We start from the raw sequence: 24,559 nt of genomic DNA, 5'->3' as shown, positions 1-24,559 counted from the left end.
CGCTCTCCTCTTGTCTCCTCTCCTCTTGTCTCCCCTCCTCTTCTCTGCACTCCACCCGCACACCTCACCCAGGGAGCACCATGACCGGCACCACCGTCCTGCCCACCACCGGCGACCTGCGCAGCCGTGCCCGCACCAGCCTGCGGCGTGTCGGCGTGAACGTTCCGGAGGGCAGCGACTTCCAGGCGCGTACGCCCATCACCGGCGAGGATCTGTTCGGCCTGACCGGGGCGCGGCCCGCCGACTCCGAGGACGCGGTCGCCGCCGCCCACGAGGCATTCCTCACCTGGCGTACCACACCGGCCCCGCGCCGGGGTGAACTCGTGCGCCGTCTGGGTGAGTTGCTGCGGGATCACAAGAGTGACCTGGCCGACCTGATCACCGTGGAGGCGGGCAAGATCCGCTCGGAGGCGCTCGGCGAGGTCCAGGAGATGATCGACATCTGTGATTTCGCGGTTGGCCTGTCGCGCCAGCTCTACGGCCGCACCATCGCCTCCGAACGCCCCGGGCACCGTCTCGCCGAGACCTGGCACCCGCTGGGCGTGGTCGGCGTGATCTCCGCGTTCAACTTCCCCGCCGCGGTGTGGTCGTGGAACACCGCGGTGGCGCTGGCCTGCGGCGACACCGTGGTCTGGAAGCCGTCCGAGCTGACCCCGCTGATCTCGCTGGCCTGCGACCGGCTCCTGGCCCGGGCCGCGGAGGAGGTCGGCGCCCCCGGCGACGTACACCGTCTCCTGCTCGGTGACCGCTCGGTGGGCGAGCGGCTCGTGGACGACCCGCGCGTCGCGCTCCTCAGCGCCACCGGATCGACCCGCATGGGTCGCGAGGTCGGCCCGCGCGTGGCGGCCCGGTTCGGGCGCAGCCTGCTCGAACTCGGCGGCAACAACGCCGCGATCGTGACGCCCTCCGCCGACCTGGACCTCGCGGTACAGGGCATCGTCTTCGCCGCCGCGGGTACGGCGGGCCAGCGCTGCACCACGCTGCGCCGCCTGATCGTCCACCGCGACGTCGCCGACACCCTTGTGGCGCGCCTGACGGCCGCGTACACCAAGCTCCCCATAGGGGACCCGTTCGACGAGAACACGCTCGTCGGACCGCTCATCTCCCCCGCGGCCCTAGACGGCATGCGGGACGCGCTGGCCCGCGTACAGGCACAGGGCGGCAAGATCCTCGCCGGCGGCAACCGGCGCCTGGCGGACACTGCGCCGAAGGCCGCGTACGCCGAGCCGGTCGTCGTCCGTGTCGACGAGCAGACCGACGTCGTACGCCAGGAGACCTTCGCCCCCATCCTGTACGTCCTCACGTACGACACCCTGGAGGAGGCCATCGCGCTGCACAACGGCGTCCCGCAGGGTCTTTCCTCCAGCATCTTCACCCGCGACCAGCAGGAGGCCGAGCTCTTCCTGTCGTCCGAGGGCTCCGACTGCGGCATCGCCAACGTCAACATCGGCACGTCCGGCGCCGAGATCGGGGGCGCGTTCGGGGGCGAGAAGGAGACCGGCGGCGGCCGGGAGTCCGGCTCCGACGCCTGGCGCGCGTACATGCGCCCGGCGACCAACACCATCAACTACTCGGGCCGCCTGGCGCTGGCCCAGAACGTGAGCTTCCTCTAGGGCCGCCGAGGGACGGGACCTCGTCGTTTCGCGGACGAGTCGGGCGTCTGCACTGTGCTGTTTTCCATGATCCCCCCACTGTGATGTGGCGGGGATCTTACAGCGCAACCCGAAGGCCCCCGACCGGAGTCCGATCACGCTCGGGTACTCCGCAGTACTCCGCAGCAACTTTTGTCAGATGCGTTGACGAACCAACTACCGGCTCCTAGCTTCGTGTTCGCCGCGCTTCGTATGTCATATACGAGACGCGGTATGTCATACGCGGTGTACGCACGCCTCGCGTTGGCGTGTCGAGCCATAGTTCAGAGGAGAGAGAACCCATGAGTTCCCGCATCCGCAGGGGTCCCCGTCGAGCGGCCCCAGCAGCCATAGCCCTGTCCCTCCTCCTCGGCATCACCGCCACGGCGTGCGGGGACGACGGATCCGGTATCGCGGGCGACGCGGGCAGCGAGGGCTCCGGTAAGGGGACCATCACCTTCTGGGACAACAACACGGCCGTCCGCCGCGACATCTGGATGGAGATCATCAAGGACTTCGAGAAGAAGTACCCCGACATCAAGGTCGATTACGTCGGAGTCCCCGCCGAGAACGCCCAGTCGAAGTACGACAACTCCATCCAGGGCGGCGGTCTGCCGGACGTCGGCGGCGTGGGTGCCGCCATGCTCGCCGCGATCGCGGCCCAGGGCGCGCTCGAGCCGCTGCAGGACCGGCTGGCCGAGAGTCCACTGGACGGCGAGCTCAGCAAGAACATGCTCGATTCGACCACTTCGGCGGGCGGGACGTCGCAGTTGCTCATGGTCCCGACGTCCGCGAACAACGGCGTCCTGTACTACCGCACCGACCTCTTCAAGGCCGCCGGTCTGGGCGCGCCGACCACATGGAGCAAGTTCTACGACGCGGCGGACCGGCTCACCGCCAAGGACAGCAACCAGTTCGGCTACACCATCCGCGGCGGTGTGGGGTCGATCGCCCAGGCCCTGGACGCGGTGTACGGGCAGAGTGGCATCAAGTCCTTCTGGAACGCCGACGAGACGAAGACCACGGTCAACGATCCCAAGAACGTCGCCGCCCTGGAGAAGTACACGGCCCTCTACAAGAAGACGACACCGGCCGCCGACCTCAACAACAACTTCACGCAGATGGTCGCCCAATGGGACGGCGGCCGGATCGGCATGCTGAACCACAACCTGGGCTCCTACCAGGACCATGTGAAGGCCCTCGGCCCCGGAAAGTTCCGCGGTCTGGCGAACCCGAAGACGACCGGCGGCAAGCGCGTCCAGGTGTCCAATCCGATCGACGGGCTCTCGATCTTCAAGACCAGCACCAAGAAGAAGGCCGCCTGGAAGTTCATCGAGTTCGCCTCGTCCCACGAGGCCAGCTCCAAGTTCAACGAGTCCGCCGGTCTGATCCCGGCCAACAAGAAGGCGGTCAAGGACGCCTGGGTCGAGAAGTCGGAGCCGACACGCCTGGCCGCCGAAGCGCTCAACTCCCCTGCCACCACGATCGTTCAGCTGCCGTACTACCTGCCCGACTGGAACACGATCTCGAAGGCCGACAACGAACCCGCCTTCCAGAAGGTCATGCTCGGCAAGACCAGCGCCAAGGATTTCCTCGACGACCTCGCCGACCAGCTGAACACCGCTCAGGCCGACTGGAAGCAGCTCAACTCCTGATCAGCGGAGATCAGGGGTCCAGCACGATGCCGGCGGCGACCGGTAGGTGGTCGCTGCCGGTGGCGGGCAGTGTCCGGACGTGGGTGACGGTCGCCGCGCGAGTCATGATGTGGTCGATCCGGGACACGGGGAAAGCCGCGGGCCAGCTGAAGGCGAACTTTCGCCCCACCGAGTCGAGGCGCGTGGTGACCGGGGCGAGGCCGCGGTCGTCCACCGTGCTGTTGAGGTCGCCGAGCAGGATCACCCGGTCCAGTTTCTCGGCGGCGAGCGCCGCGCCCAAGAGGCCCGCGCTCTCGTCCCGCCGACCGGAACTCAAGCCGTGCCACCGCACGCGGACCGAGGGCAAGTGGGCTACGTACACAGCGATATCGCCCCATGGAGTACGGGCCTTCGCCCGCATCCCGCGGTTCCAGCTCTCCCCGACCCCCTCGGGCCTGATGTCCACGGCCCGGACGTCCGACAGCGGATACTTCGACCAGAGTCCGACCGTTCCCCGCACAGCCCGGTGCGGATACTCCGGTGCCAGGGATCGTTCGTAGACCGGCAGCGCGGAGGGCGTCAGCTCCTCCAGGGCGACGAGATCCGGGGCGGCGTCGATCAGTGCGCGGGCGGTGCCCGAAGGGTCGGCGTTCACGTCGCTGACGTTGTGCTGAACCGCCGTGACGTCGTGGGCGCCATGGTCCCCGGCCGCCACCCGTCCGCCGAAGAGACCTCCCCAGACGGCGGCAGGCAGCAGCAGTGCCACCAGGGCGATGGCCGATCGGCGCAGCAGGGCCAGGGCAAGCAGCAGGGGAACGGTCAGGCCGAGCCATGGCAGGAATGTCTCAAGAAGACTGCCGAAGCGGCCCACGGTGTTGGGTACGGCGGAGTGGAACGCCAGCAGGGCGGCGGTGACGACGGCGAGCGACGCGAGAATCCGGCCGCGTGCCCAGGGGGAGCGGCCTATCGAGTCCGCACCCCATCGCAGCCACCGCCGTATCCACGCGGTCCGCGTCCCCGGCGCCGTGCCGCCGTCCACCACCCGCTCCACCCAGTCCCCCCGTCTTTCCCGCTCCCCCGGTCCTGAGCGCGACGTGCCCGGTAGGACGCCGCCATCGGGTGATCAGGTTCCGGCTGCCGGATGCGGCCCGCGCGGGCGACGGGAACACTGGGGGACGCAGGCCAGTACACACACGCCCACTCTTCACCGAAGGGACATACCGTGGCCGATCTCTACGCCCTTGTCGGAGAGCACCTCGAGAAGGCCCGCACCGCCGCGCACGGGCGCAGCGCCGAGCTGCTCCTGCACGACGGTCCGCTGCGGCAGAGCCTCATCGTGCTCACCACCGGAACCGAGCTCGGTGAGCACGAGACGCCGACGGCCGCGACCCTTTTCGTCCTGCGCGGCCGGGTCGGGCTCACCACGGCGAGCGGACCGCTCGAACTGGGCGAGGGTGAGTTCGCGCCCGTCCCGCACGAGCGCCACAGCCTGACCGCCCTGGACGACTCGGCCGTCGTACTGACCGCTGTCACCGGCATCTGAGCCGCGGCGCGGCCGCGGCGCGGCCGCGGCGCGACGGATTCAACTCCGCGCGGCGGCCTTGAGCCACTCCTCGACCGTGACGACGTCCGCCCACTGCGGGAACAGCTTCCCGGTCAGGAGTTCGTGCACCTCGGGGTCCAGGTCGAGGCAGGCGTCCGACAGGACGGTGAGCCCGAGGTCCCGGTCGTTGGCGTGGCACGCGGTGTGCAGCACCACGCCGCTGGTGGCGATGCCGGTCAGGACCAGGCTGCTGATGTCGCGCGCCCTGAGCACCAGGTCGAGGTCGCTGCCCGAGAACGCGCTTCCGCGCCGCTTGGTGACCACGGTGTCGCCCGGCCTGGGCGCGATGTCCGGGTGGATCTCGGTGCCGGGCTCGCCCTCGATGTGCAGGCCTGCCCGCGTCACGGCGGTGAGCGCCTTGTTGCGGGTACTGACGTCCCGATAGCCCGGCCGTAGCGCGATGACCACGTAGATCACGGGAATGTCCGCCGCACGGGCACCGTCGATCGCCCGGCGCAGGCGCGGGAGATACCCCGAGCCGTCGTCGGCGAGGCCCACGATGTCCCGCTGCACGTCCATCACGAGGAGGGCGTTGTCCGCCATGTCCATCGTCCCTTCTGCTCTTCTGCTCTTCGCCGGAGAGGTGCATGAGGCGGTGGCAGTTCTCCGCCGGTGCGATCATGGCGCGTGATGAACGCCGATGAGGAGTGTGCCGGGAGCGAGCCCGCGACGGAAGGGTGGCCGGACGTACCGGGTGACACCGCGCTCACCATCAAGGTCCCCGAGGCCGACCGGTTGGTCCGGGCGGGGTTCCCGGCCCATGTGACGGTGCTCTACCCCTTCGTGCACGAGAGCCGCCTCGACGCCGCGGCCCACCGCGAGATGTCCGCTCTCTTCGCCGGACACGATGCCTTCACCCTCACCTTCGCGGAGTTCGCCCGCTATCCCGGCGTCCTCTACCTCGACCCGTGGCCGCACACCCCGGTCACGGCCCTGACCAAGGACCTCACCCGGAGCTGGCCCCATGCCGTGCCCTACCGGGGGATCTTCGACCCTCCGCTCGCCCCGCATCTGACGGTGGCGAACAGTGAGGGCCCCGCGACCCAGGACGCCGCGTACGACGCGTTGCAGGCCGAACTGGAGCCCCTGTTGCCGCTGAGCTGTCGTGTCCGGGCGGTACACCTCATCGCCTGGGACGGCGCACGCTGGCAGGATCGCGCCGAGTACCGCCTCGCGGAGCACCCACGCCCGCTGTGACCACCAGTGCGACAGGGTGTGTCGACGACGGCCACGCCGAGCCGGCACACGCATCCGTCGCTGGTCCGCCGTCCGCTCCCGGACGCGCCGCCCGCTGACGGCGTCGACCGCGTGGACCCCGTCGGCCGGTTACGGCCGCGGGGCACCCAGGCGCACGGGAAGCTTCTGCACACTGTTGCCCACGAAGGAGGCGTGACGGGGCAGTTCGGGCTCCGGCATGGTGAGGTCGAGGTCGGGGAAGCGCGTGAACAGCTGCTCCAGGGCGATGGTGGCCTCCATACGGGCCAGCGGGGCTCCCATGCAGAAGTGCGCGCCGTGGCCCAGGGACAGATGCCGGGTCGTGGTGTTGTCTCGGGTGATGTCGAACCGGTCGGCGTCGGGGCCGTGGGCCTGCTTGTCCCGGCCCGCCGCGGAGTAGCCGGCCATTACGGGGGTGCCCTGGGGGATGACGGTGCCGTCGAGCGTGAGGTCGCGGGTCGGGTACCGGAAGGGGAAGTAGCTGACCGGGCTGTCCCAGCGCAGGGTCTCCTCCACCACGTCGGCCCACGTCACCTTGCCGGACAGGGCGAGGTCGAGCTGATCGCGGTGGGTGCACAGGGCGCGCACGGCGTTCGTGATCAGGTTGAGGGTGGTCTCGTGCCCGGCGATGATCGTGAGCATCAGGGTGCCGATCAGCTCCTGCGGGCTGAGCCGGTCGCCGTTCTCCTCCCTGGCCGCGATCAGGGCGCTGGTGAGGTCGTCCCCCGGGTTCGCGGTACGGCCTGCGGCGACCGCGCTGAGTACCTCGATCATCTCCCGGTTGGCCGCCATCGCCTCCGCGGGGCCGATGTCGGTGGCGACGATCTGGTTCGACAGGTGGTGCAGGCGGTCCTGGTATTCGGCGTCCACGCCCAGGAGTTCGCAGATGACCCCCATCGGCAGCGGCATCGCGAAGTGCCTGCGCAGGTCCGCGACGCCGTCACCCGTGGCGGCCGCCCGGTCCAGGTCCGCCAGCAGCCTGGTCGTCAGGGCCGTGATCCGCGGCTCCAGTTCGGCCACCCGGCGCGGGGTGAACGCCTTGCCCATCAGAGAGCGCAGCCTGCGGTGGTCCGCGCCGTCGGCGGTGGTCATGCCCTGCACTGTCGCGAACGTCTTCAACGGCCAGCCGTCGGCTATCTCACCGGCCTGCAGCGCGGCGAAGTGCTGTGCGTTCTTGGCGACGTCGGGGTGCGAGAGGAACTCCTTGAGCGCGTCGTGGCCAAGGACCGCCATGCCCTCTACGTCACCGGGCAGGACCACCGGTGTGACGGCGCCCTGTGCGAGGAGCCGGGCGTTGTCGGCGTGCGGACAGCCGCCCGCCGGGTCGAAGCGGTGCGGCTGACTGGCTTCGGTGTTCACCTGGGGCGTGTTCAACGGGCTCTCCTGGTCGAAGGACGGGTCGGCTGCGGCCCGGGGGCTGCGGGGGCTGACGGTGTGTCCGGTCACAGCATGGGCTGGGGCTCCGGCGAGTGGGCCGGGTGCTGGGGCAGGACAGGAGCGGTGAAGCGGACCGGCAGCGCGGCAAGGCCCTTGCTCCAGGGCGACTTCATCCACTGCAGTTCGCTCTGTGGGATGGCCAGCTCCAGGTCGGGCAGCCGGTGGCGGATCGTGTCCACGGCGGTACGGGTGATGAGCCTGGCCGGGTCCTGGGCCGGGCAGATGTGCGGGCCCGCGCCGAAGGCCAGGTGGGAGCGGTTGCCCACGACCGGTGAGCCGTCGTCGGGGAGGATCTGCGGGTCCGCGTTGGCTCCGGCCAGACCGAGGATGAGCATGTCGCCGGTGCGGATGTGCTGTCCGCCGAAGGTCATGTCGCGGGTGGCGTAACGGGCGGGGAAGTTCTGTGTGGGCGGGAAGCGCCACAGGACCAGGTCGAGCGCGTCGTCCACGCTGAGGTGGCCGCCGGTCAGTGAGGAGCGGAACTGCGGGTCGCAGAGCAGGATGCGCAGGGTGGTGGCGATCCAGTTGACGGAGGTCTGGTTGCCCGCGACGAACATGACCACGAGGTTGTGCAGGACCTCTTCGTCGGTGAGCTGGGCGGGGTGGTGCAGCAGGGCGGAGGTGACATCGTTGCCGCGGTGGCGCCGCTTCTCCTCGATCAGCTGGAGCAGGATCGCGCCCATCCGCTTGCTGGCGTCCGCGGAGCCGCCGGTGGCGGCGGCCGTTCCGGCGAGGGCTTCCACCAGATGGCGGCCGGTCTCGTCGTCGAGGCCGAGCAGCGTGGTGATGACGCGCATCGGCAGCTTGCGCGCGTAGTCGGCCACCAGGTCGGCCTCGCTGCGTCCGGCGAACGACACGATCACCTCCTCGGCCGTGGCCCGCACGGAGCGCCGCAGTTCGTGGCCGTTGATCCCGGCGAGGGCGGCGGAGACGGCGGCGCGCATGCGGCGGTGCTGCTGTCCGTCGGCGAACAGCAGGGCGGGCCGCCAGCCGACCATGGGCAGGATCGGCGAGTCGGCGGGCACCCGGCCCTCCCGCAGCAGGCTCCAGCGGCGCGGGTCGTGCGAGAAGTCCTGCTCGTCGCGCGTCAGTTGCAGCATCTCACGGTGGCCGATTACCAGCCAGGCCTCGACGCCCGGGGCGATGGAGACGGGTGCCACCGGTCCGTGGTCGCCGCGCAACTGCTCGTACAGGGCGGGCAACGCGTCGCCGTCGAGGTCGGGTCCGTACAGCGCGGTCACCGGCGCCGCGGCTCCGGTGACCGGGCAGCGGCCGGGCGGCCCGTCCGCCGCGTAGGGCGAGGTCATGAGGTCTCCGTGGCGATGTGGATGAGGTGGCTGACGAGGGCGATCAGGGCCCGGACCGAGGACGCGGGGTCGCGTGCGTCGCAGGTCACCACGGGGGTGCCGGGGAGCAGGTCGAGGGCCGCGCGCAGGTCGTCCACGCTGTGCAGGGGGCTCCCGGGAAAGACGTTGACGGCCACCGCGAAGGGCAGTCCGAGGTCCTCCAGGTTGCCCAGCGCGTCGAAGGACGCCTCCAGGTCACGCGTGTCCACCAGGGCAAGGGCTCCGAGCGAGCCCTTGGCCAGGTCCCGCCACGCGGGCAGGAACCGCTGCTGGCCGGGGGTGCCGAACAGGTAGAGGACCAGATCACCGTCGATGGTCATCCGGCCGAAGTCCAGGGCGACGGTCGTGGTCGTCTTGCCGCCGGTCACGACGGTATCGACCCGGGCGCCCGCCTGGGTCATGACGGCCTCGGTGGACAGGGGTTTGATCTCCGAGACGGTGCCGATCAGGGTGGTCTTGCCGACCCCGAGCGGTCCGACGACCAGGATCTTGGCGGCGCCCACGACGCTGGAGGTGAGGTACTTCCCGGAGCCGGCTGACTGCGGGGCCTCGGACGGCGCGTCAGAGGCGGCTTTCGAGACCATGGAGGACCTTTCTGAGCATGGTCACATCGGTGTGTTCGGCCGGAGGCACGGGCGGGCGCGTCACGATGAGTCCCCATTCGAGGAGATCGCAGAGCAACGCCTGTACGACCGAGGGGGGCTGGCCGATGTGGGCGGCCACCTCGGCCACCGAGAGGAGTCCCTGACAGTGCGCCAGGATGACCTGGTGCTCGGGCTGGAGTGACGCGGGGAACGCCGCGTCCGTCGCCATCACCAGGGACTCCCAGGCCAGGGCCTCGGTGTCGGATGCCGCCCGTCCGCGAGTGATCACGTACGGGCGGATCGCCGAGGCCGTCGGCTCCTCCGGCCGCGGGGTCGTCATGACGCCGAAGCGGCCGGATCCCGCGGCAGGCTGCTCAGGTGCGAGCCGATCTTCACCACGAGCAGCTGCATCTGCTGGGCCACCAGGCCGACATCGGCGTTCAGGTCGGTGGCGACTCCCAGGTGCGCGCCCACACCGGCGTGGGTGAACAGCACGAACCCGTGGTCGGTCTCCAGCATCAACTGTCGTACGTCGGCGCCCGGACCGTAGAGCAGCGCGGTCGTGGACCTGCCCGTCATGGTCATCGCCGCGCAGGCCGCGGAGAGGGACTCGGCTTCGGCGACGCTCAGGTCGGCCACCGGGCCGGAGAGGTTCTCCGCGGACGCGTGCCCGAGTCGAAGCCCGTCCTCGGAGACCACCACGCTGTGCCGGACCCCGGGGATCTCGATCAGCGGGCGGAGCATCCAGCCCAGGTCGGGAAGGGGGGTGATTATTCCGGTCACTGCCGGCCTCCGTCATGCTCGTCAGGGGTGGGGAGTTGGGACGGTGCAGCGGTCGGCGGTGGCTCCGCCGGCCTGTTCGCGTCCTGCGCCGCGGACTGGTCCGCGTTCAGGGCCGCGCGGCCGCGCAGCGAACCGGACACCACGCTGGAGATCGACGCGCGCGCCGCCTCTGGCGTCCAGGGGGTTTCGGGTGCGGCCGTGGGTGCCTGCCGGCGCTCCTGCGTCGGCGGGCGGGTCGCTCCCGGGGCGGCGTGGCGGCGGTTGCGCCGCCGGGGCAGGCCTACCGGCGTCTCGCTCGCGGGCGGGGTGCCCGGAGCGGCTCCGGTCCGGATGTGCAACTCGTCGTGCTCGGCGGGGTCGTGCCGCTCATGCTGCTCGTGCGATCGCGTGGGAGCGGGCTCGGCGATCCGCTGCTGCGGCGCCGCCTGGGGGCTCACCCGATGGGATCCGGTGAGGCGCGAGGGAGGTTCGGTCAGCAGCCGGAACGGTACGAACGTCACCGCACGCGTGCCGCCGTAGGCCGAGGCACCGCTCAGCTCCACGTTGAAACCGAGCTCCCGGCTCCAGCGGCCCACGCAGGCAAGGCCGAGGCGGGGCACCGCGCCCAGGCGGGCCAGGTCCTGGTCGTCGCGGAGCTGGCCCATCGCCCGGTGCAGCACGTCCGGCGGCATTCCGAGTCCGGCGTCGTCGATCTCCAGGACCGCTCCGGCGCCCACTTCGCGGATGGTGACGACGACGTGGGAGCGTGAGGGCGAGAACACTGTGGCGTTCTCCAGGAGTTCGGCGATGGCGTGCATCAGCCCCTCCACCGCGGGCGGCACGGCGTACAGCGTCTGTCCGCCGTGCACCTCGATCCGGCTGTACTCCACGATCCGCGACTGTGCGCCACGCACGCAGTCGTACAGCGAGACCGGCCGGGTCTCCCTGCGGGCGGGCCAGATCCCGCACATGACGAGGAGCGTCTGGGCCTTGCGGGTCATCTGTGCGGCCGCGTGGTCGGCTTTCATCACCTCGGCCATGAGGTGCGGGTCGTCGATGGAGCGCTCGACCCGGTCGAGGACCTGCTGCTGCACGGTGGCCATCGCGTGCATGGTGCGTGCTACGGACTCGAAGGCGGCCTGCACCGAGTCCCGCAGGCCGCGTTCGCGGCGCACCGCCTCGTCCGATCCAAGGGCTGCGGACACGGCGGCAAGCGCACGCGCGAATTCCTCACCGGTGTCCCCCGGGGGCGCCAACGGGCCCGGCACACCCTCCAGGCGCTGCCCGGCACGCACCCGCTCCGCGATGGCCGGGAGTCTCACACCGGCCAGGTGCTCCACTTCGGCCTCGCGGACCGCGGCAAGACGCTCCTGCCCGGCCCGGTCGGCCCGCTCCGCGGACAACTGCCGGATCAGCACGAACACCCAGGCGAGCAGCAGCACCGCGACCGCGGCGCCGCCGCCGGCCAGGACCCGCCGCCACTCGGCCGCCGCGTCCAGCGCGGCGAGCACCGCACCCGCGGCCGCCAGGACCACCGCCATCAGCCAGACCACGGCCTCGCGGCCCACGGAGCCGCGCTTGAGACGGCTCACCACGGCGCACGCGCCCCGGCGACCCTGCACACCTTCAGCACAACGAACGAATCCTCCCCGAGCGCACCGAACTCCCTTACGAATGGGGAGCGTGGCGATCTTAGGTTAACTCGTGCCTTTTGGCTTCCCGTCGAGGAATCCGACCTTCCGGAACGCATCGTCCTACCGGGACTTGTTCGAAATCGCCGTCCGAACTCGCCGTCCGAACTCGCCGTCGGGCAAGGGCGTACTGGACGAGCGGCGCCGCCGGGTCGGCCTCGTCCGCAGGCGGCACGGTGCGGCTCGGCGGCGGCTGTTCACCCCGGTCGGGCCAGGACCAGCGGACCTCGCATGGGAGGAGCAGCGGCACCACCACAACCCGGGCAGAATGGCGACGGCCGCCACAACGCCGTCAACTTCCGCTGGTATCAGACCTGTTGCCGCGCGACCCGCTCCGTGCCGTCAGCGGTGTCCTGGCCCGGCAGCCGTGCAGGCCCTGGTTGAGTTCCCGCAGTACGGCCTCCAACAGGCTGCGCGTGCCGCCCAGGGAGGGATCCACGGGCTCGCCGTGTTCCGTAGATCCGGGCGAGCCCGGTCGTCCGCGCCGTCCTGTCGTGCTCCGCGGGGTCACAGGCCGGTGTCGGAGGCGTCGACACCGGAGAGCCCCTTGTGGATGCGCTCCGCCCAGTTGTCGACTGCCCTCCAGTCCCGGTGGTCTCCGTACCGTCCGCCGCGCGCCCGGAAGGCCAGATGCCGCCACCCCGGGACATGATCGCGGTAGACCGCTCCGGCCAGCATCTGGTGCTGCCAGGGGCGGATGAGTGAGCGGATACCGGCCAGCTGCCGGGGCTCGGCGCTGCGGCGGACGGGCCAGTGTCCCGCGTGGGGCGGCACGCCGACGCTGTACAGCCAGGTCGGATGCGTCGCCAAGGTACTGGGGTGGCTGCGGATGAAGTCGGTGGCCTGCCCGAGCCAGGCCCCGTGATGCACCGCGCTGCCCAGCACAAAGGCGTCGTAACCCCCCGTCTTCTGCTCCGCCGCCAACGGCACGACGACCGTGACGTGCCCGCACTCCGCGAGCCGGGTCGCGAGGCGCTCGGCGATGCCATGGGTGGAGCCGTGCACCCCGGTGTAGCCGACCAGGATGTTCATTCCGTAGCTCCTCTTCCATGACGTGGGCACGCGCCGGTTTCCAGGGCGGTGACTTGGGACCGTGGTACGGCCTTTCCCGGGAGCCGCACGGGGATTTCGGAACATCCAAGATGCTCTCCGGGCCGGGAAAGGCCGCCGCCCTCGCACCGGCGGGCAGACGCCGTGGGCGAGTGCCGGGCGAGGCGTTGTGGCTGCGACGTGAGGCATGGGCGCCGGGCCGGACGGTCGGCTGACGTCCGCGGCTGTCCGCAGGTGCTCCCCAGGACGCGACACCCCGGCTCCCCCACTGTCGGTTGAAATCGACACGAAAAGGTGGAACGCCGAGGTCTAGGGCATCCGCCACCATAGAGGGGGTCGACAACGTCGAACAGGCGCCTGTCGGCCACTGTGGTCACTCGCCGGGACCGGACGCCGACAGGGTGTGGGCGGCGATACGCCGGGTACCTCGGTAGGCCGGTAAGGCGACGCGACGCGCTCCGCGTCCACCCGCCGAGGCCGGTTCGCCCCTCCCCGGCCGGCCTACTCGGTGGAACCGTTCGAAGCACGGCCCCAGCCGGGACACGGCCCCGCCCGTGCACGCCTGATCGCTCACGCAACACCTCCGAACACCCTGATGCAGGAGGCACCGTGGCACTCGTACGAACGGCAGCCCTCGACGCCCACTGGCGCGCGGCGAACTATCTGGCCGCCGGTCAGATCTACCTGATGAGCAATCCTCTGCTGACCGAACCGCTGCGACCCGAGCACATCAAGCCACGCCTCCTCGGCCACTGGGGCACCTCGCCCGGCCTCAACCTCATCCATACGCATCTGAACCGCGTCGTCAAAGAGCACGACCTGGACGCGCTGTGCGTGTGGGGTCCTGGGCACGGCGGTCCTGCCGTGCTCGCCAACTCCTGGCTGGAGGGCTCGTACAGCGAGACGTATCCCGACGTCACGCGGGACGCGGCGGGCATGGCGAAGCTCTTCCGCCAGTTCTCGTTCCCCGGCGGAGTGCCGAGCCATGTGGCGCCGGAGACGCCCGGCTCGATCCACGAGGGCGGCGAGCTCGGCTACTCCCTCGCGCACGCCTACGGAGCCGCCTTCGACCACCCCGGCCTGCTCGTCGCGTGTGTCATCGGCGACGGCGAGGCGGAGACGGGACCGCTGGCGGCCTCCTGGCACTCCAACAAGTTCCTCGATCCCGCCCACGACGGCGCGGTCCTGCCCATCCTCCACCTCAACGGTTACAAGATCGCCAACCCGGCCGTGCTCGCCCGGATCCCGGAGGCCGAACTGGACTCCCTGCTCAAGGGGTACGGCCACGAGCCGCTGCACGTGAGCGGCGACGACCCGCACAAGGTGCACCAGTCGCTGGCCAAGGCCATGGACCAGGCCCTGGAACGCATCTCCGCGATCCAGCGAACCGCCCGTAGCGGCGGCGCGCACGGCCGGGCGCGCTGGCCCGTGATCGTGCTGCGCACCCCCAAGGGCTGGACCGGTCCTGCGACGGTGGAAGGGCAGCCGGTCGAGGGCACCTGGCGTTCGCACCAGGTTCCGCTCGCTCTGGTACGTGACGACCCCCACCACCTGGCGCAGTTGGAGGCCTGGCTGCGCTCCTACCGGCCCCAGGAGCTCTTCGACGAGCAGGGCCGCCCCTGCGCGCAGGTTCTCGACTGCGTCCCCAACGGTCTTCGGCGGCTCGGCGCGAACCCGCACGCCAACGGCGGGCTCCTCACGCGTGATCTGCCCATGGAGCCCCTGGAACACTTCGCCGTCCCCGTCGACAAGCCGGGCACGACCCTGCACGAGCCCACGCGGGTCCTTGGCGGTCTGCTCGCCCGGATCATGGCGGACACGTCCGAGCGCAGGGACTTCCGGGTCGTGGGCCCGGACGAGACCGCGTCCAACCGCCTCGACGCGCTGTACGACGTCACAGGCAAGGCCTGGCAGGCACAGATCCTCGACACCGACGAGCACCTCTCCAGGGACGGGCGGGTCACGGAGGTCCTCTCCGAACATCTCTGCCAGGGCTGGCTGGAGGGCTACACCCTCACCGGCCGCCACGGCCTGTTCTCCAGCTACGAGGCGTTCGTCCACATCGTCGACTCGATGGTCAACCAGCACATCAAGTGGCTCAAGACCTCACGGCTGCTGCCGTGGCGCGCACCGGTGCCGTCCCTCAACTACCTGCTCACCTCACACGTCTGGCGCCAGGACAACAACGGTTTCTCGCACCAGGACCCCGGGTTCGTGGACCACGTACTGAACAAGAGCCCGGAGGTCGTCCGCGTCTATCTGCCGCCGGACGCCAACACCCTGCTCTCCGTGGCCGAGCACGTCCTGCACAGCCGCGACTACGTGAACGTCGTCGTCGCCGGCAAGCAGCCCTGCTTCGACTGGCTCTCCCTGGACGAGGCGCGCGTCCACTGCGCGCGCGGCGCCGGTATCTGGCAGTGGGCCGGATCCGAGGGCGGCGGGCGCGAGCCCGACGTGGTGCTCGCCTGCGCGGGCGATGTGCCCACGCAGGAAGTCCTGGCCGCGGCCGGTCTGTTGCGCGAGCATCTGCCCGAACTCGCCGTCCGTGTGGTCAACGTCGTCGACATGACCCGGCTGCTCCCCCACGAGGAACATCCGCACGGCATGCCCGATGCCGAGTACGACGCTCTCTTCACCACCGACAAACCGGTGATCTTCGCGTACCACGGCTATCCCTGGCTGATCCACCGCCTCGCGTACCGCCGCACCGGGCACGGCAATCTGCACGTACGCGGCTACAAGGAGGCGGGCACCACCACCACGCCGTTCGACATGGTCGTACGCAACGACCTCGACCGGTACCGCCTCGTCATGGACGTCATCGACCGCGTCCCCCATCTCGCCGTCCGCGCCGCGGGTGTCCGCCAGGCCATGGCGGACACCCGCTCCCGCCACCACACCTGGATCCGCGCCCACGGCACCGACCTCCCCGAGGTCACCGACTGGACCTGGACCGGCTGACGCCCCGACCACACCGCGGAGGTGCGCACCATGCCCACGCAGCAGACCATCACCGCCGGCGTCGACGGCTCACACGAAAGCCTGGACGCCGCCACCTGGGCGGCTCACGAAGCACTACGACGTGACCTGCCCCTCCACCTCATCCACGCCGGCGATCCGGCGGCGGACCGCAGCCGACTGCCGGAGATCGATGTCCCGTCCGGGCGCGAGAGCGGCGCACTTGGCCGTGCCGTCCTGCAGCTCTCGCGCGAACACCCCACCCTGGGGATCCTCGACGAGCAGGTCACCGGATCACCGGTGGGGGCGCTCTTGGCGGCGGCCAGATATTCGGCCCTGCTCGTCCTCGGCTCACGCGGCTCCGGCGCCATCACCAGCGCCCTGGTCGGCTCGGTCGCGCTGGCCGTCGCCGCGCGTGCCTCCTGTCCCGTCGCTCTGGTACGGGCGTCGGGGCACCCCGAGGACCGGGGCCCGACGGTCGGCCCGGATCATCCGGTCGTGCTCGGTCTCGACCTCGCCCATTCCGGCGATGAACTTCTCGAGTACGCCTTCGACGCTGCGGCGTCCCGCCGGACACCGCTGCATGTCGTGCACATCTGGACCGCCCCGCTGATCCCTTCCGCCGACGCCATCGATCCCATGCCGGAGAAGGCGCACCTCATCGCGGCCGAACTCGCACCCTGGCGGCGCAAGTTCCCCGGTACACAGGTGACCGACCAGCTCGTACACGGTCTCGCGGGCCACCACCTGGTCAAGGCGGCCTCGACCGCCAGCCTGCTGGTCATCGGCCGCCGTGTGCCTGTGGGGGCACGCCTCGGGCGGACCACGCACGCAGCGATCCACCAGGCCAAATGCCCGGTCGTCGTCGTCCCGCACTACTGAGGGATCACCCCGTCGCGGGCGGCTCACCCGCGGCGGAGGATGCCAGGGCCGCCGGTTACCGCTGCGATCACCGGATGGCTGATGAAAACGCGTGGAACCCGGTGGCGTTCGTCGCCCGCCGGGCGCGGAGTGTGCTCGGCACCGTGGACGAGGCGGCGGGAGCGGTGATCCGTACGCTGACCGCGGCGGTCCTCGACCGCATCGATCTGGACGACATCGTGTCCCGCGTCGACGTGAACCGGATCGCCGATCGGATCGATGTACAACGGGTGGCCGACCGGGTGGACGTGGAGACGATCGCCGACCGCGTCGACGTGAACCGCGTCGCGGAGCGGGTGGACGTCAACCGGGTCGCCGACCGGATCGACGTCGACCGGGTCGCAGTCCGGGTCGATGCCGACGCGGTGATCGTGCGGATCGACCTGGTGGGCATCACCCGTGACGTGCTGTCCGAGATCGATGTCGGGCGGATCGTCCGCGACACCGGGGGCGGGATGGCCGCGGAGACCGCCGACGCGATCCGCCTGCTGGGCAAGCGCGGGGACAGGAGCGTCAACCGGTTCAGCGACCGGCTCCTGAGGCGTACGGGGCCGACTCAGGGCAACGCGGCCGGTCCGCCGCCCGGGCCTGCCCGGTGACCGCCCCGGAGGGCGGGCTCGTACCCGAGCCTGCCGGGATCGTCTCGCGCGGCATCGCGACGGTGCTCGACGCGCTGGTCCTGGCCGTCATCGGCTTCGCGATCCAGGTGGGCGTCGGGTGTGTGCGACTGGTCGTCACCGGGCCCCCGTTCCACTTCCCCAACCCGTCCCTCTGGCTCTCCGGCGCCTCTGGCTGTGCCCTCGCCGTCCTGTACCTCGCCTGCTCCTGGGCCGCGATCGGGCGCACGGTGGGAGGCAGGCTGATGGGGCTGCGCGTCTCCGACCGTGCAGGACGGCTTCTGGGGTGGCCGCGCTCCCTGGTCCGTGCCGCCCTGTGCGTGACGTTTCCGCTGGGCCTGTGCTGGATCCCGCTCAGCAGACGCCGTGCGTCCGTCCAGGACCTGGTGGTCGTCAGTATCGTCCGTTACGACCAGCGTTGACGCCTTCCATCGGAGCGGACCTCGCGTACTCACCCGTGCCGGGTGGGTGGTGGAGTGCGTGGAAGCATCGTGGCGGCGCCGAGCCCGCCGAGCCCGATGACGGCGAGCACCACGAGCGCCACCGCGTACGGTCCCACGGCGGGGTCCGCGACGAGGATGGTGCCCGCGATCGCGGTACCCACCGAGGAACCCAGGTTGGACACGCTGCGCGAGAGACCTGATATCTCACCCTGCTGGTCCTCGGAGAAGCTCGACTGCACCACGTTGACCGAGGGGGTCAGCATCAGCCCCATCCCCAGGCCGATCAGCAGCAGCCCGGGGACGAAGGTCCAGACGCTCGGTGAACCGTGGGCCAGCGCGAGCAGCACGCCGATGCCGCAGACCGACGTGGCGAACCCGGCCATGATCAGCGTGCGCTGCTCACGCCTCTTCGCCAAGCGCTCGGCGCCGAGCGAGGACACGAGCAGACCCAGCGTGGACGCGCTGAAGATCACGCCAGTGCTGATCGCGTCGTACCCGCGGACGACCTGGAGGTAGGCGGCCACCACGAACGACACCCCCAAGAGGATCAGCCACTGGGTGTGCTGGGTGATCAGACCGAGGTTGGAGGTGCGGTTGCGGAACAGCTCGGTGTGCAGCAGCGGCTGGGCCCCGGCGCGCTCCTTCGCCCGTACCCAGCGGAAGAAGGCCACCAGCATCAGCGCACCGAGAAGAATCAGACCGGTCATCAGCCAGGCGTTTTCGTCGGCGGCGAGGATCCCCATGACGACCAGGACCAGACCGGTCGCGGACAACACCGCGCCGACGGTGTCGAAGACACGGCCGGGGTCCGGCGGAAGCGGGTCGTCGATGCGGCGGGTCAGGACGATGATCACCGCGACCACCAGGGCCTGGAAGACGAAGGCGGCCCGCCAGCTGATCGCCGAGGTGATGAGCCCGCCGATCAGCGGACCCGCTGCGGCGCCGATCCCGCCCATCGCCATGATCGCCCCGAAGGCGCGGGCGCGGTCGGCCACGTTCGTGAACAGGAGGGTGGTGAGGATGTAGACGGGCGGGATGAGCAGGGCCGTGCCGACGCCCTGGAAGATGGAGTTGCCCAGGATGAGGATGCCGAGGCCGGGTGCCACCGCGCTGAGCACGGTGCCGACTCCGTACACGGCAAGACCGATGATCAGGCAGCGCTTGCGGCCGTAGCGGTCGGTCAGGATGCCGCCCGGAATCATCAGCGCCGCCATGACGAGCAGGAAGACCGTGATCGCGGTCTGCACGCCCTGCACCGTGGTGCCCAGGTCCCCGCTGATGTCCTTGATCATCACATTCATGTTCGAGCCCGCGAAGCTGCAGACGAACTGGGCGAGGGCGAGCGGCGCGAGCACCTGACGCGGCCAGGGGCGCTTCTCCTGCCGGGCGTCCGCTGTGTCTCGGGCGCCTGCTCCGTCTGGGGTGGACGGCACGGTCATCGCCTCGCCTCCGTTCGCGGTCCCGCGCCCCCGTTCGGGGGCCGGACGACGGCCAGCCTCCTGGGAGGCCTGCTCTGCGGCGTCACCCTCGGAGGGTGACGACCGGGGGCACCGGTCTGGGGCGACACTCGGGGCACAGCGGTGCGATCGGCACCCTCATCGAGTACGGCCTTGAGTACGGAGGTTCTGCCATGGCCACCTCGACCACACGGCGCCATACCCCGGGCGCGACACAGACCGCGGCCGCCGGTCTGACCATCTTCGCGGGGGTTCTGTTGTTCCTCTCCGGATCCATGGACTTCTGCCGGGGTCTCATGGCGGTCCTCAAGGACAGCATCTTCGTCACCACGCCCGGCTACACCTTCGAGTTCAACCTGACGGCCTGGGGCTGGATCCACATCTTCATCGGCGCGATCGCGGTGGCCGTCAGTTTCGGCCTGTTCGTCGCCGCGAAGTGGGCCAGGGTCACGGGCATCGTCATCACGTCGCTGATGATCATCGCCAGCTTCCTGTCCCTCCCGTACCACCCCCTCTGGTCCATCATCCTGATCGCCATGGACGGGTTCATCATCTGGGCCCTGTGCGTGGTGGAGAAGGACTCCGTCTACTAGCCGAGGTGGCCCATGAAGGACAACCGGGCGCACACGGCAGAACTGGGCAAGATCTCGGGGACGTTGTCGGCCACATGGCGCGAGGAGTCGCCCCTCACCCGAGAGCCAACCGCCTGACGCTGTAGATCGTCGGGGCGCCCGGCATCACGTGGTCCTGGTGTTCGCCCCGGCGTCGCGTGGCCGGCCTGGAGGAGTTGGACGCGGCACTCCGGGAGTTGGGCGTGGACCTGGTCTTCGCCGAGCTCAAGGACACGGTGCGGCGCAAGGTCGAGCGCTACGGCCTTGCCCGTACCTTCGACGCGCGCCGCTTCTACCCCACCGTGGAAGCCGCCGTGGACGCGTTCCGGTCGGACAGTGGCACGGACTGGGGCCCTGGTGCACCGGGCGACCGGTGACCAGGGCCCGGGGGCTCAAGGGCTAGGTCCTTGGCCCGCCCGCCGCGACGACCGAGAGCACGTGCGTGCCCCACGGCGGCAGATCGACGTAGAGCCCGCTCGTCGTCAGCTCCCCACCCGGGCGTTCGTACCGCTCGGCGTCGAGGAGTCCTGCCAACTCCCATACTCCGTCGCCCAGTTCTCCCCACGGGAGCCGGATACGTGCCTGCGCGCGATGATCGGAGAGGTTCACCACGGTCAGGAACCGGCCCGCCTCGCCGGACCAGCACGAGGCGATCAGGTCACGCCCCGATTCGTTGTCGGGCCAACCGTCGCAGTCGAGGAGCTGCCACCGTCCCGTCCGCATGCCGCTGCGGCGCACGGCCGACAACAGCCGCTCGTGGAAGGCCCTCAGGGAGGGGTCCGGCGGTTCGTCAGGACGGCGGTCGAGGAAGACCGGCAGGTGGACGTGGCGCCCGGTGAACTGGCCCTCGTGCCACAGGGTCGCGCCCGGCAGCGTGGCGATCAGTGCGGCCGCGGCCCGCTCCTTGGCCGGAGTCAGCGTCCGGGCGGCCCGCGGCTCGTCGTGGTTCTCCAGGAACCGGACCAGGCCGCGCTGGTACTGCTCGTCGGCCCGCAGGTGCCCCCGGACCGACTCGACGCTCTCGTTCAGGACCCGGTCGTAGAGACGCTTGTCGTAGCAGAAGTCGAACCCCTGCTGCTGCAGGTCCCATTCGAGATCCCAGTACGCCTCCGCGGCGAAGACCATGTGGGGGTGGCGACGGCGGACGGCGGTCACGACCTCGGGCCAGAAGTCCTCCTGCGGCCGGGGCCCGGCCCTCTCGCCCCACGTCCGCGCGAAGACGTCGTTCATCATCAGCATCGCCATGTCGCAGCGCACTCCGTCGCAGACCTCGCCGATGCCCTCTAGCACTTCCTCGGTCGCCCGCCGCAGGGCCGGGGCGAAGGCGTTCAGCTGCACCACGTCCGGCCAGGGAGGGAAGAACGGGTCGCGGCCCCGCGCCAGCACTGCGCTCCCGGTGTCGATGAACCCGGCCGGATCACGCCGTGCGTCCTCGGCGTCACCCCGCACGAAGTACTCGGGGTGCGCGGTCACCCAGGGGCTGTCCGGGGCCACGTGGTTGGGCACGTGGTCGAGCAGCAGACCGACTCCCCTGCGGTCGAGTTCGGCCCGGGCGGCGGCCAGGCCCGCTGCGCCGCCGAGCGCCGCGTCGACCTCGTACCGGCGGATGCAGTACGGCGATCCGGCGATGTCCTCCTCGCCGATGTCCGGGACGGCTGCGGCGAAGGCGTCGCGCAGCGCCGGGTTCTCCAGGGCGATGGCGCGCCCCTGCGGACTGCGCTCCCACACCCCCATCAGCCAGACGGCGTCGATCCCGGAGGGTGTGATCTCGTCCCATACGTCCTTGGGTACGTCCGCCAGGCCGGCCGGGCGACCGGTCCGGAGGCCTGTCTCCCTCAGCCATACGCGGGTGTTGACCTCGTGCACGACGGGCTGCGCGGGCAACTCGGTCATCGTTTCTGCCTCCTCGGGGCACCGGAGCGGAAGTCGTCCGCGTCGAACGTGCCGAAGATCTTCATCAGGGCCGCGACGAGGCCGGTCCAGCCGGTCTGGTGCGAGGCTCCGATACCAGCGCCGTTGTCTCCGTGGAAATACTCGTAGAAGGAGACCAGGTCACGCCAGTGCGGGTCGTCCTTGAACTTCGCCTGGCCTCCGTACACGGGTCGCCCGCCGTCGTCGCCGCGCAGGAAGATCCCGGTGAGGCGGGAGCTGATCTCCTCGGCGACCTCGTAGAGGTTCATCTGCACCCCCGAGCCGGTCGGGCATTCGACGGTCAAATCGTCGCCGTAGAAGCCGTACAGGTTGAGCAGTCCGCGGATGACGAGAGCGTTCATCGGCATCCAGACCGGGCCGCGCCAGTTGGAGTTGCCGCCGAACATGCCGGTGTCCGACTCGGCGGGCAGGTAGGAGACCTTGTACTCCTCGCCGTGCACCCAGAACGTGTACGGGTGGTCCGCGTGGACCTTGGAGAGCGCCCTGATCCCGTAGGGGCTCAGGAACTCGTCCTCGGACAGGAGCCGGGCGAGTACGCGCACCAGTTTCTTCTCGTCCAGGACGGACAGCAGCCGCGGACCGCCCGCCACGCCGGTCTGCGCCGCGGTCAGCGAGACGGAGAGCGAGGGGTGCCGCTCGGCGAACCGCCGCAGCCGATCGCCGAGACCGGACAGTCGCTCCAGCTGGTCCGGCCGGAAGACGGTCGACGCGCACAGCGGGAGCAGTCCCACCATGGACCGGACCTTCAGCCGGACCGCCTGCCCGTCGGGCAGACGCAGCACGTCGTAGAAGAACCCGTCCTCCTCGTCCCACAGCTCGTCCTGAAGGTCCCCGACCCGGTCCATCGAGGCGGAGATCCACAAATAGTGCTCGACGAACTTCAGGACCAGTTCGTCGTAGGCCGGGTTCTGTTCGGCGAGTTCCATCGCGATCTGCAGCATCGACTGGCAGTACAGCGCCATCCAGGCGGTGCCGTCCGCCTGCTCGAGGGTGCCTCCGGTGGGCAGGGGGGCGCTGCGGTCGAAGACGCCGATGTTGTCAAGGCCGAGGAAGCCGCCCTGGAAGATGTTCCGGCCGCCGGGGTCCTTGCGGTTGACCCACCAGGTGAAGTTCGTGAGCAGTTTCTGGAAGGTGCGCTCCAGGAAGGCGTGGTCGGCGTTGCCGGTCGTGCCTTTGTCCACCGTGTACACGAAGTACGCGGCCCAGGCGTGCACGGGCGGATTGACGTCGCCGAAGTTCCACTCGTAGGCCGGTATCTGACCGTTGGGGTGCAAGAACGTGTCGCGCAGCAGCAGTTCGAGCTGCTCCTTGGCGAAGTCGACGTCGACGACGGACAGGCCCACGGCATGGAACGCCAGGTCCCAGGCGGCGAACCAGGGGTACTCCCACTTGTCCGGCATGGAGACGATGTCGTCGCTCACCATGTGGAACCACTCGTCGTTGCGCAGTCCCGGCCGCGGCGAGCTCCACGGGGTCATGTCGTGCTCGCTCAGCCACTTCTCCAGGTCGAAGCCGTAGTACTGCTTGGACCAGAGCATTCCGGCCAGAGCCTGGCGCAGGACGCGTGCCTCGTCCTCACTGGCGCGCTCGGGGGTCAACTCCCGGTAGAACTGGTCCGCTTCGGCGATACGGTCCTTGAAGACCGTGTCGAATCCCCGGGACAGGGAGAGCTGCTCCCCCGCGGGGCCAAGGCGCAGCCGCAGGGTCTGTGACCCTCCCGCGGGGACGGTGAGCGTGTGGTGGGCGGCCGCCTTGGTGCCCTCCCGCGCCGGGTTGACGGCGCTCTCCTCCCCCGCGACGACGTACCGGTCGATGGCGTTCTTGACATGGGGAGTGGCGTTGGGCGAGCCGAACAGCCGCTCGTTGTCGGTCTCGTTCTCCGTGAAGAGCAGCGGAACGGAGTCGGCGCACCGAAGGTCGTAGCTGCCGAGCTCGGGGTGGTCGGCCCGGATCGTGACGGTCGAGTTCGGCCCGTCGACCGCCCGCAGCCGTGGCCTGGACTCCTCGTCGTTGTGATCGCCCCAGGACCAGGTGTTGCGGAACCACAGCGTCGGCAGCACGTGCAGGGTCGCCTCGTCGGGACCCCGGTTGTCGACGGTGACCCGCATCAGGATGTCGTCGTGGTCCGCCTTGGCGTACTCCACCGTCACGTCGAAGTACCGGTCCTCGTCGAACACACCGGTGTCCATGAGCTCGTACTCGAACTCCTGGCGCGTGCGGTCCCGGTTGACGGACACGAGGTCGTCGTACGGGAACGCTGTCTGCGGGTACTTGTACAGGTACCGCAGGTAGGAGTGGCTGGGCGTGCTGTCGAGGTAGAAGTAGTACTCCTTGACGTCCTCACCGTGATTGCCCTCACCATTGGTCAGGCCGAAGGCGCGCTCCTTGAGGATGGGGTCGCGGCCGTTCCACAGAGCGAGGGCCAGACACAGGCGCTGCTTCTCGTCGCAGATGCCGCCGAGGCCGTCCTCGCCCCACCGATAGGCGCGTGAGCGCGCGTGATCGTGCGGGAAGTAGGACCAGGCGTCGCCGCCGGGGCTGTAGTCCTCCCGGACCGTGCCCCACTGCCTTTCGCTCAGATACGGACCCCACAGGCGCGACCGCCCGCTCCCGTCGCCCTTCGGTCCGATCCGCCCGGCGTGCGTCCGCGTCTTCATGCGCGTCTCC

At 70.2% G+C, this 24,559-nt stretch carries 22 protein-coding genes; 10 read left to right on the top strand and 12 right to left on the bottom strand.

What is annotated here, in order from left to right; genetic code table 11:
• The first annotated feature begins 80 nt into the window (after positions 1–80).
• Together ACFVXC_RS16955 and ACFVXC_RS16950 are read left to right on the top strand one after the other, a co-directional pair.
• Positions 81–1,613, top strand: coding sequence for an aldehyde dehydrogenase family protein (locus tag ACFVXC_RS16955; RefSeq protein ID WP_389906047.1), 1,533 nt, complete (start codon positions 81–83; stop codon positions 1,611–1,613).
• 320 nt (positions 1,614–1,933) lie between these two features.
• On the top strand, positions 1,934–3,286 hold the full coding sequence (locus ACFVXC_RS16950; protein ID WP_389906045.1) for an ABC transporter substrate-binding protein: 1,353 nt from the start codon (positions 1,934–1,936) through the stop codon (positions 3,284–3,286).
• Positions 3,287–3,296: 10 nt separating this feature from the next.
• On the opposite strand, the gene ACFVXC_RS16945 is transcribed toward ACFVXC_RS16950, so the two are convergent.
• The gene (locus ACFVXC_RS16945; protein WP_389906467.1) at positions 3,297–4,232 is read right to left on the bottom strand and encodes an endonuclease/exonuclease/phosphatase family protein; all 936 of its coding nucleotides are present in this window, start codon (positions 4,230–4,232) and stop codon (positions 3,297–3,299) included.
• 255 nt (positions 4,233–4,487) lie between these two features.
• Here ACFVXC_RS16945 and ACFVXC_RS16940 point away from each other — a divergent pair, with 255 nt between their 5' ends.
• On the top strand, positions 4,488–4,808 hold the full coding sequence (locus ACFVXC_RS16940) for a cupin (RefSeq protein WP_389906043.1): 321 nt from the start codon (positions 4,488–4,490) through the stop codon (positions 4,806–4,808).
• A 39-nt stretch (positions 4,809–4,847) separates the two neighbouring features.
• Here the strand turns inward: ACFVXC_RS16940 and ACFVXC_RS16935 are convergent, their stop codons facing one another.
• Positions 4,848–5,411, bottom strand: coding sequence for a cysteine hydrolase family protein (locus tag ACFVXC_RS16935; protein WP_389906041.1), 564 nt, complete (start codon positions 5,409–5,411; stop codon positions 4,848–4,850).
• Positions 5,412–5,498: 87 nt separating this feature from the next.
• Between ACFVXC_RS16935 and ACFVXC_RS16930 the strand changes: the two genes are divergently transcribed.
• Positions 5,499–6,065, top strand: a complete 567-nt coding sequence (locus tag ACFVXC_RS16930) for a 2'-5' RNA ligase family protein (RefSeq protein WP_389906039.1) — start codon at positions 5,499–5,501, stop codon at positions 6,063–6,065.
• Positions 6,066–6,194: 129 nt separating this feature from the next.
• Here ACFVXC_RS16930 and ACFVXC_RS16925 read toward each other — a convergent pair whose 3' ends face one another.
• From ACFVXC_RS16925 to ACFVXC_RS16895, 7 genes are all read right to left on the bottom strand, one after another.
• Positions 6,195–7,457 (bottom strand): cytochrome P450, encoded by a 1,263-nt coding sequence (locus ACFVXC_RS16925; protein ID WP_389906037.1) that lies wholly within the window; start codon positions 7,455–7,457, stop codon positions 6,195–6,197.
• 68 nt (positions 7,458–7,525) lie between these two features.
• Entirely contained in the window at positions 7,526–8,827 is a 1,302-nt protein-coding gene (locus tag ACFVXC_RS16920; protein ID WP_389906036.1) for a cytochrome P450, read from the bottom strand.
• On the bottom strand, positions 8,824–9,450 hold the full coding sequence (locus tag ACFVXC_RS16915; protein ID WP_389906034.1) for an ATP/GTP-binding protein: 627 nt from the start codon (positions 9,448–9,450) through the stop codon (positions 8,824–8,826). Before ACFVXC_RS16915 ends, ACFVXC_RS16920 begins: the two co-directional genes overlap by 4 nt.
• Entirely contained in the window at positions 9,428–9,790 is a 363-nt protein-coding gene (locus tag ACFVXC_RS16910) for a DUF742 domain-containing protein (protein WP_389906032.1), read from the bottom strand. The genes ACFVXC_RS16915 and ACFVXC_RS16910 overlap by 23 nt, the downstream gene beginning before the upstream one ends.
• Positions 9,787–10,233: a roadblock/LC7 domain-containing protein gene (locus ACFVXC_RS16905; protein ID WP_389906030.1), complete on the bottom strand. Its 447-nt coding sequence runs from the start codon at positions 10,231–10,233 to the stop codon at positions 9,787–9,789. The genes ACFVXC_RS16910 and ACFVXC_RS16905 overlap by 4 nt, the downstream gene beginning before the upstream one ends.
• A complete protein-coding gene (locus ACFVXC_RS16900) occupies positions 10,230–11,753 on the bottom strand; it encodes an ATP-binding protein (protein ID WP_389906466.1) in 1,524 nt (507 codons plus the stop codon). The genes ACFVXC_RS16905 and ACFVXC_RS16900 overlap by 4 nt, the downstream gene beginning before the upstream one ends.
• A gap of 657 nt (positions 11,754–12,410) precedes the next feature.
• On the bottom strand, positions 12,411–12,935 hold the full coding sequence (locus ACFVXC_RS16895; protein WP_389906028.1) for a flavodoxin domain-containing protein: 525 nt from the start codon (positions 12,933–12,935) through the stop codon (positions 12,411–12,413).
• Between the two features lie 627 nt (positions 12,936–13,562).
• On the opposite strand from ACFVXC_RS16895, the gene ACFVXC_RS16890 reads away from it, so the two are divergent.
• From ACFVXC_RS16890 to ACFVXC_RS16875, 4 genes are all read left to right on the top strand, one after another.
• Complete coding sequence (locus tag ACFVXC_RS16890) at positions 13,563–15,914, top strand: phosphoketolase (protein WP_389906026.1); 2,352 nt, start codon at positions 13,563–13,565, stop codon at positions 15,912–15,914.
• A 30-nt stretch (positions 15,915–15,944) separates the two neighbouring features.
• The gene (locus tag ACFVXC_RS16885) at positions 15,945–16,793 is read left to right on the top strand and encodes a universal stress protein (RefSeq protein ID WP_389906024.1); all 849 of its coding nucleotides are present in this window, start codon (positions 15,945–15,947) and stop codon (positions 16,791–16,793) included.
• Between the two features lie 74 nt (positions 16,794–16,867).
• Positions 16,868–17,431 carry a hypothetical protein gene (locus ACFVXC_RS16880; RefSeq protein ID WP_389906022.1) on the top strand — a complete coding sequence of 188 codons (564 nt, stop codon included), beginning with the start codon at positions 16,868–16,870 and terminating at the stop codon, positions 17,429–17,431.
• Positions 17,428–17,871, top strand: a complete 444-nt coding sequence (locus ACFVXC_RS16875) for an RDD family protein (protein WP_389906020.1) — start codon at positions 17,428–17,430, stop codon at positions 17,869–17,871. Before ACFVXC_RS16880 ends, ACFVXC_RS16875 begins: the two co-directional genes overlap by 4 nt.
• 29 nt (positions 17,872–17,900) lie before the next feature.
• On the opposite strand, the gene ACFVXC_RS16870 is transcribed toward ACFVXC_RS16875, so the two are convergent.
• Positions 17,901–19,331, bottom strand: coding sequence for an MFS transporter (locus ACFVXC_RS16870; protein ID WP_389906018.1), 1,431 nt, complete (start codon positions 19,329–19,331; stop codon positions 17,901–17,903).
• Between the two features lie 95 nt (positions 19,332–19,426).
• On the opposite strand from ACFVXC_RS16870, the gene ACFVXC_RS16865 reads away from it, so the two are divergent.
• On the top strand, positions 19,427–19,942 hold the full coding sequence (locus tag ACFVXC_RS16865) for a hypothetical protein (RefSeq protein ID WP_389906017.1): 516 nt from the start codon (positions 19,427–19,429) through the stop codon (positions 19,940–19,942).
• Positions 19,943–20,118: 176 nt separating this feature from the next.
• Positions 20,119–20,337 (top strand): STAS domain-containing protein, encoded by a 219-nt coding sequence (locus tag ACFVXC_RS16860; protein WP_389906016.1) that lies wholly within the window; start codon positions 20,119–20,121, stop codon positions 20,335–20,337.
• Positions 20,338–20,359: 22 nt separating this feature from the next.
• Here ACFVXC_RS16860 and ACFVXC_RS16855 read toward each other — a convergent pair whose 3' ends face one another.
• Together ACFVXC_RS16855 and ACFVXC_RS16850 are read right to left on the bottom strand one after the other, a co-directional pair.
• Positions 20,360–21,853 carry an alpha-amylase gene (locus ACFVXC_RS16855; RefSeq protein ID WP_389906014.1) on the bottom strand — a complete coding sequence of 498 codons (1,494 nt, stop codon included), beginning with the start codon at positions 21,851–21,853 and terminating at the stop codon, positions 20,360–20,362.
• A complete protein-coding gene (locus ACFVXC_RS16850; RefSeq protein WP_389906012.1) occupies positions 21,850–24,549 on the bottom strand; it encodes a glucosidase in 2,700 nt (899 codons plus the stop codon). Before ACFVXC_RS16850 ends, ACFVXC_RS16855 begins: the two co-directional genes overlap by 4 nt.
• Positions 24,550–24,559 lie beyond the last annotated feature (10 nt).

The organism is Streptomyces sp. NPDC058257 (assembly GCF_042881845.1).
GTDB lineage: Bacteria > Actinomycetota > Actinomycetes > Streptomycetales > Streptomycetaceae > Streptomyces.
This window is presented reverse-complemented; position numbering and strand designations above follow the sequence as displayed.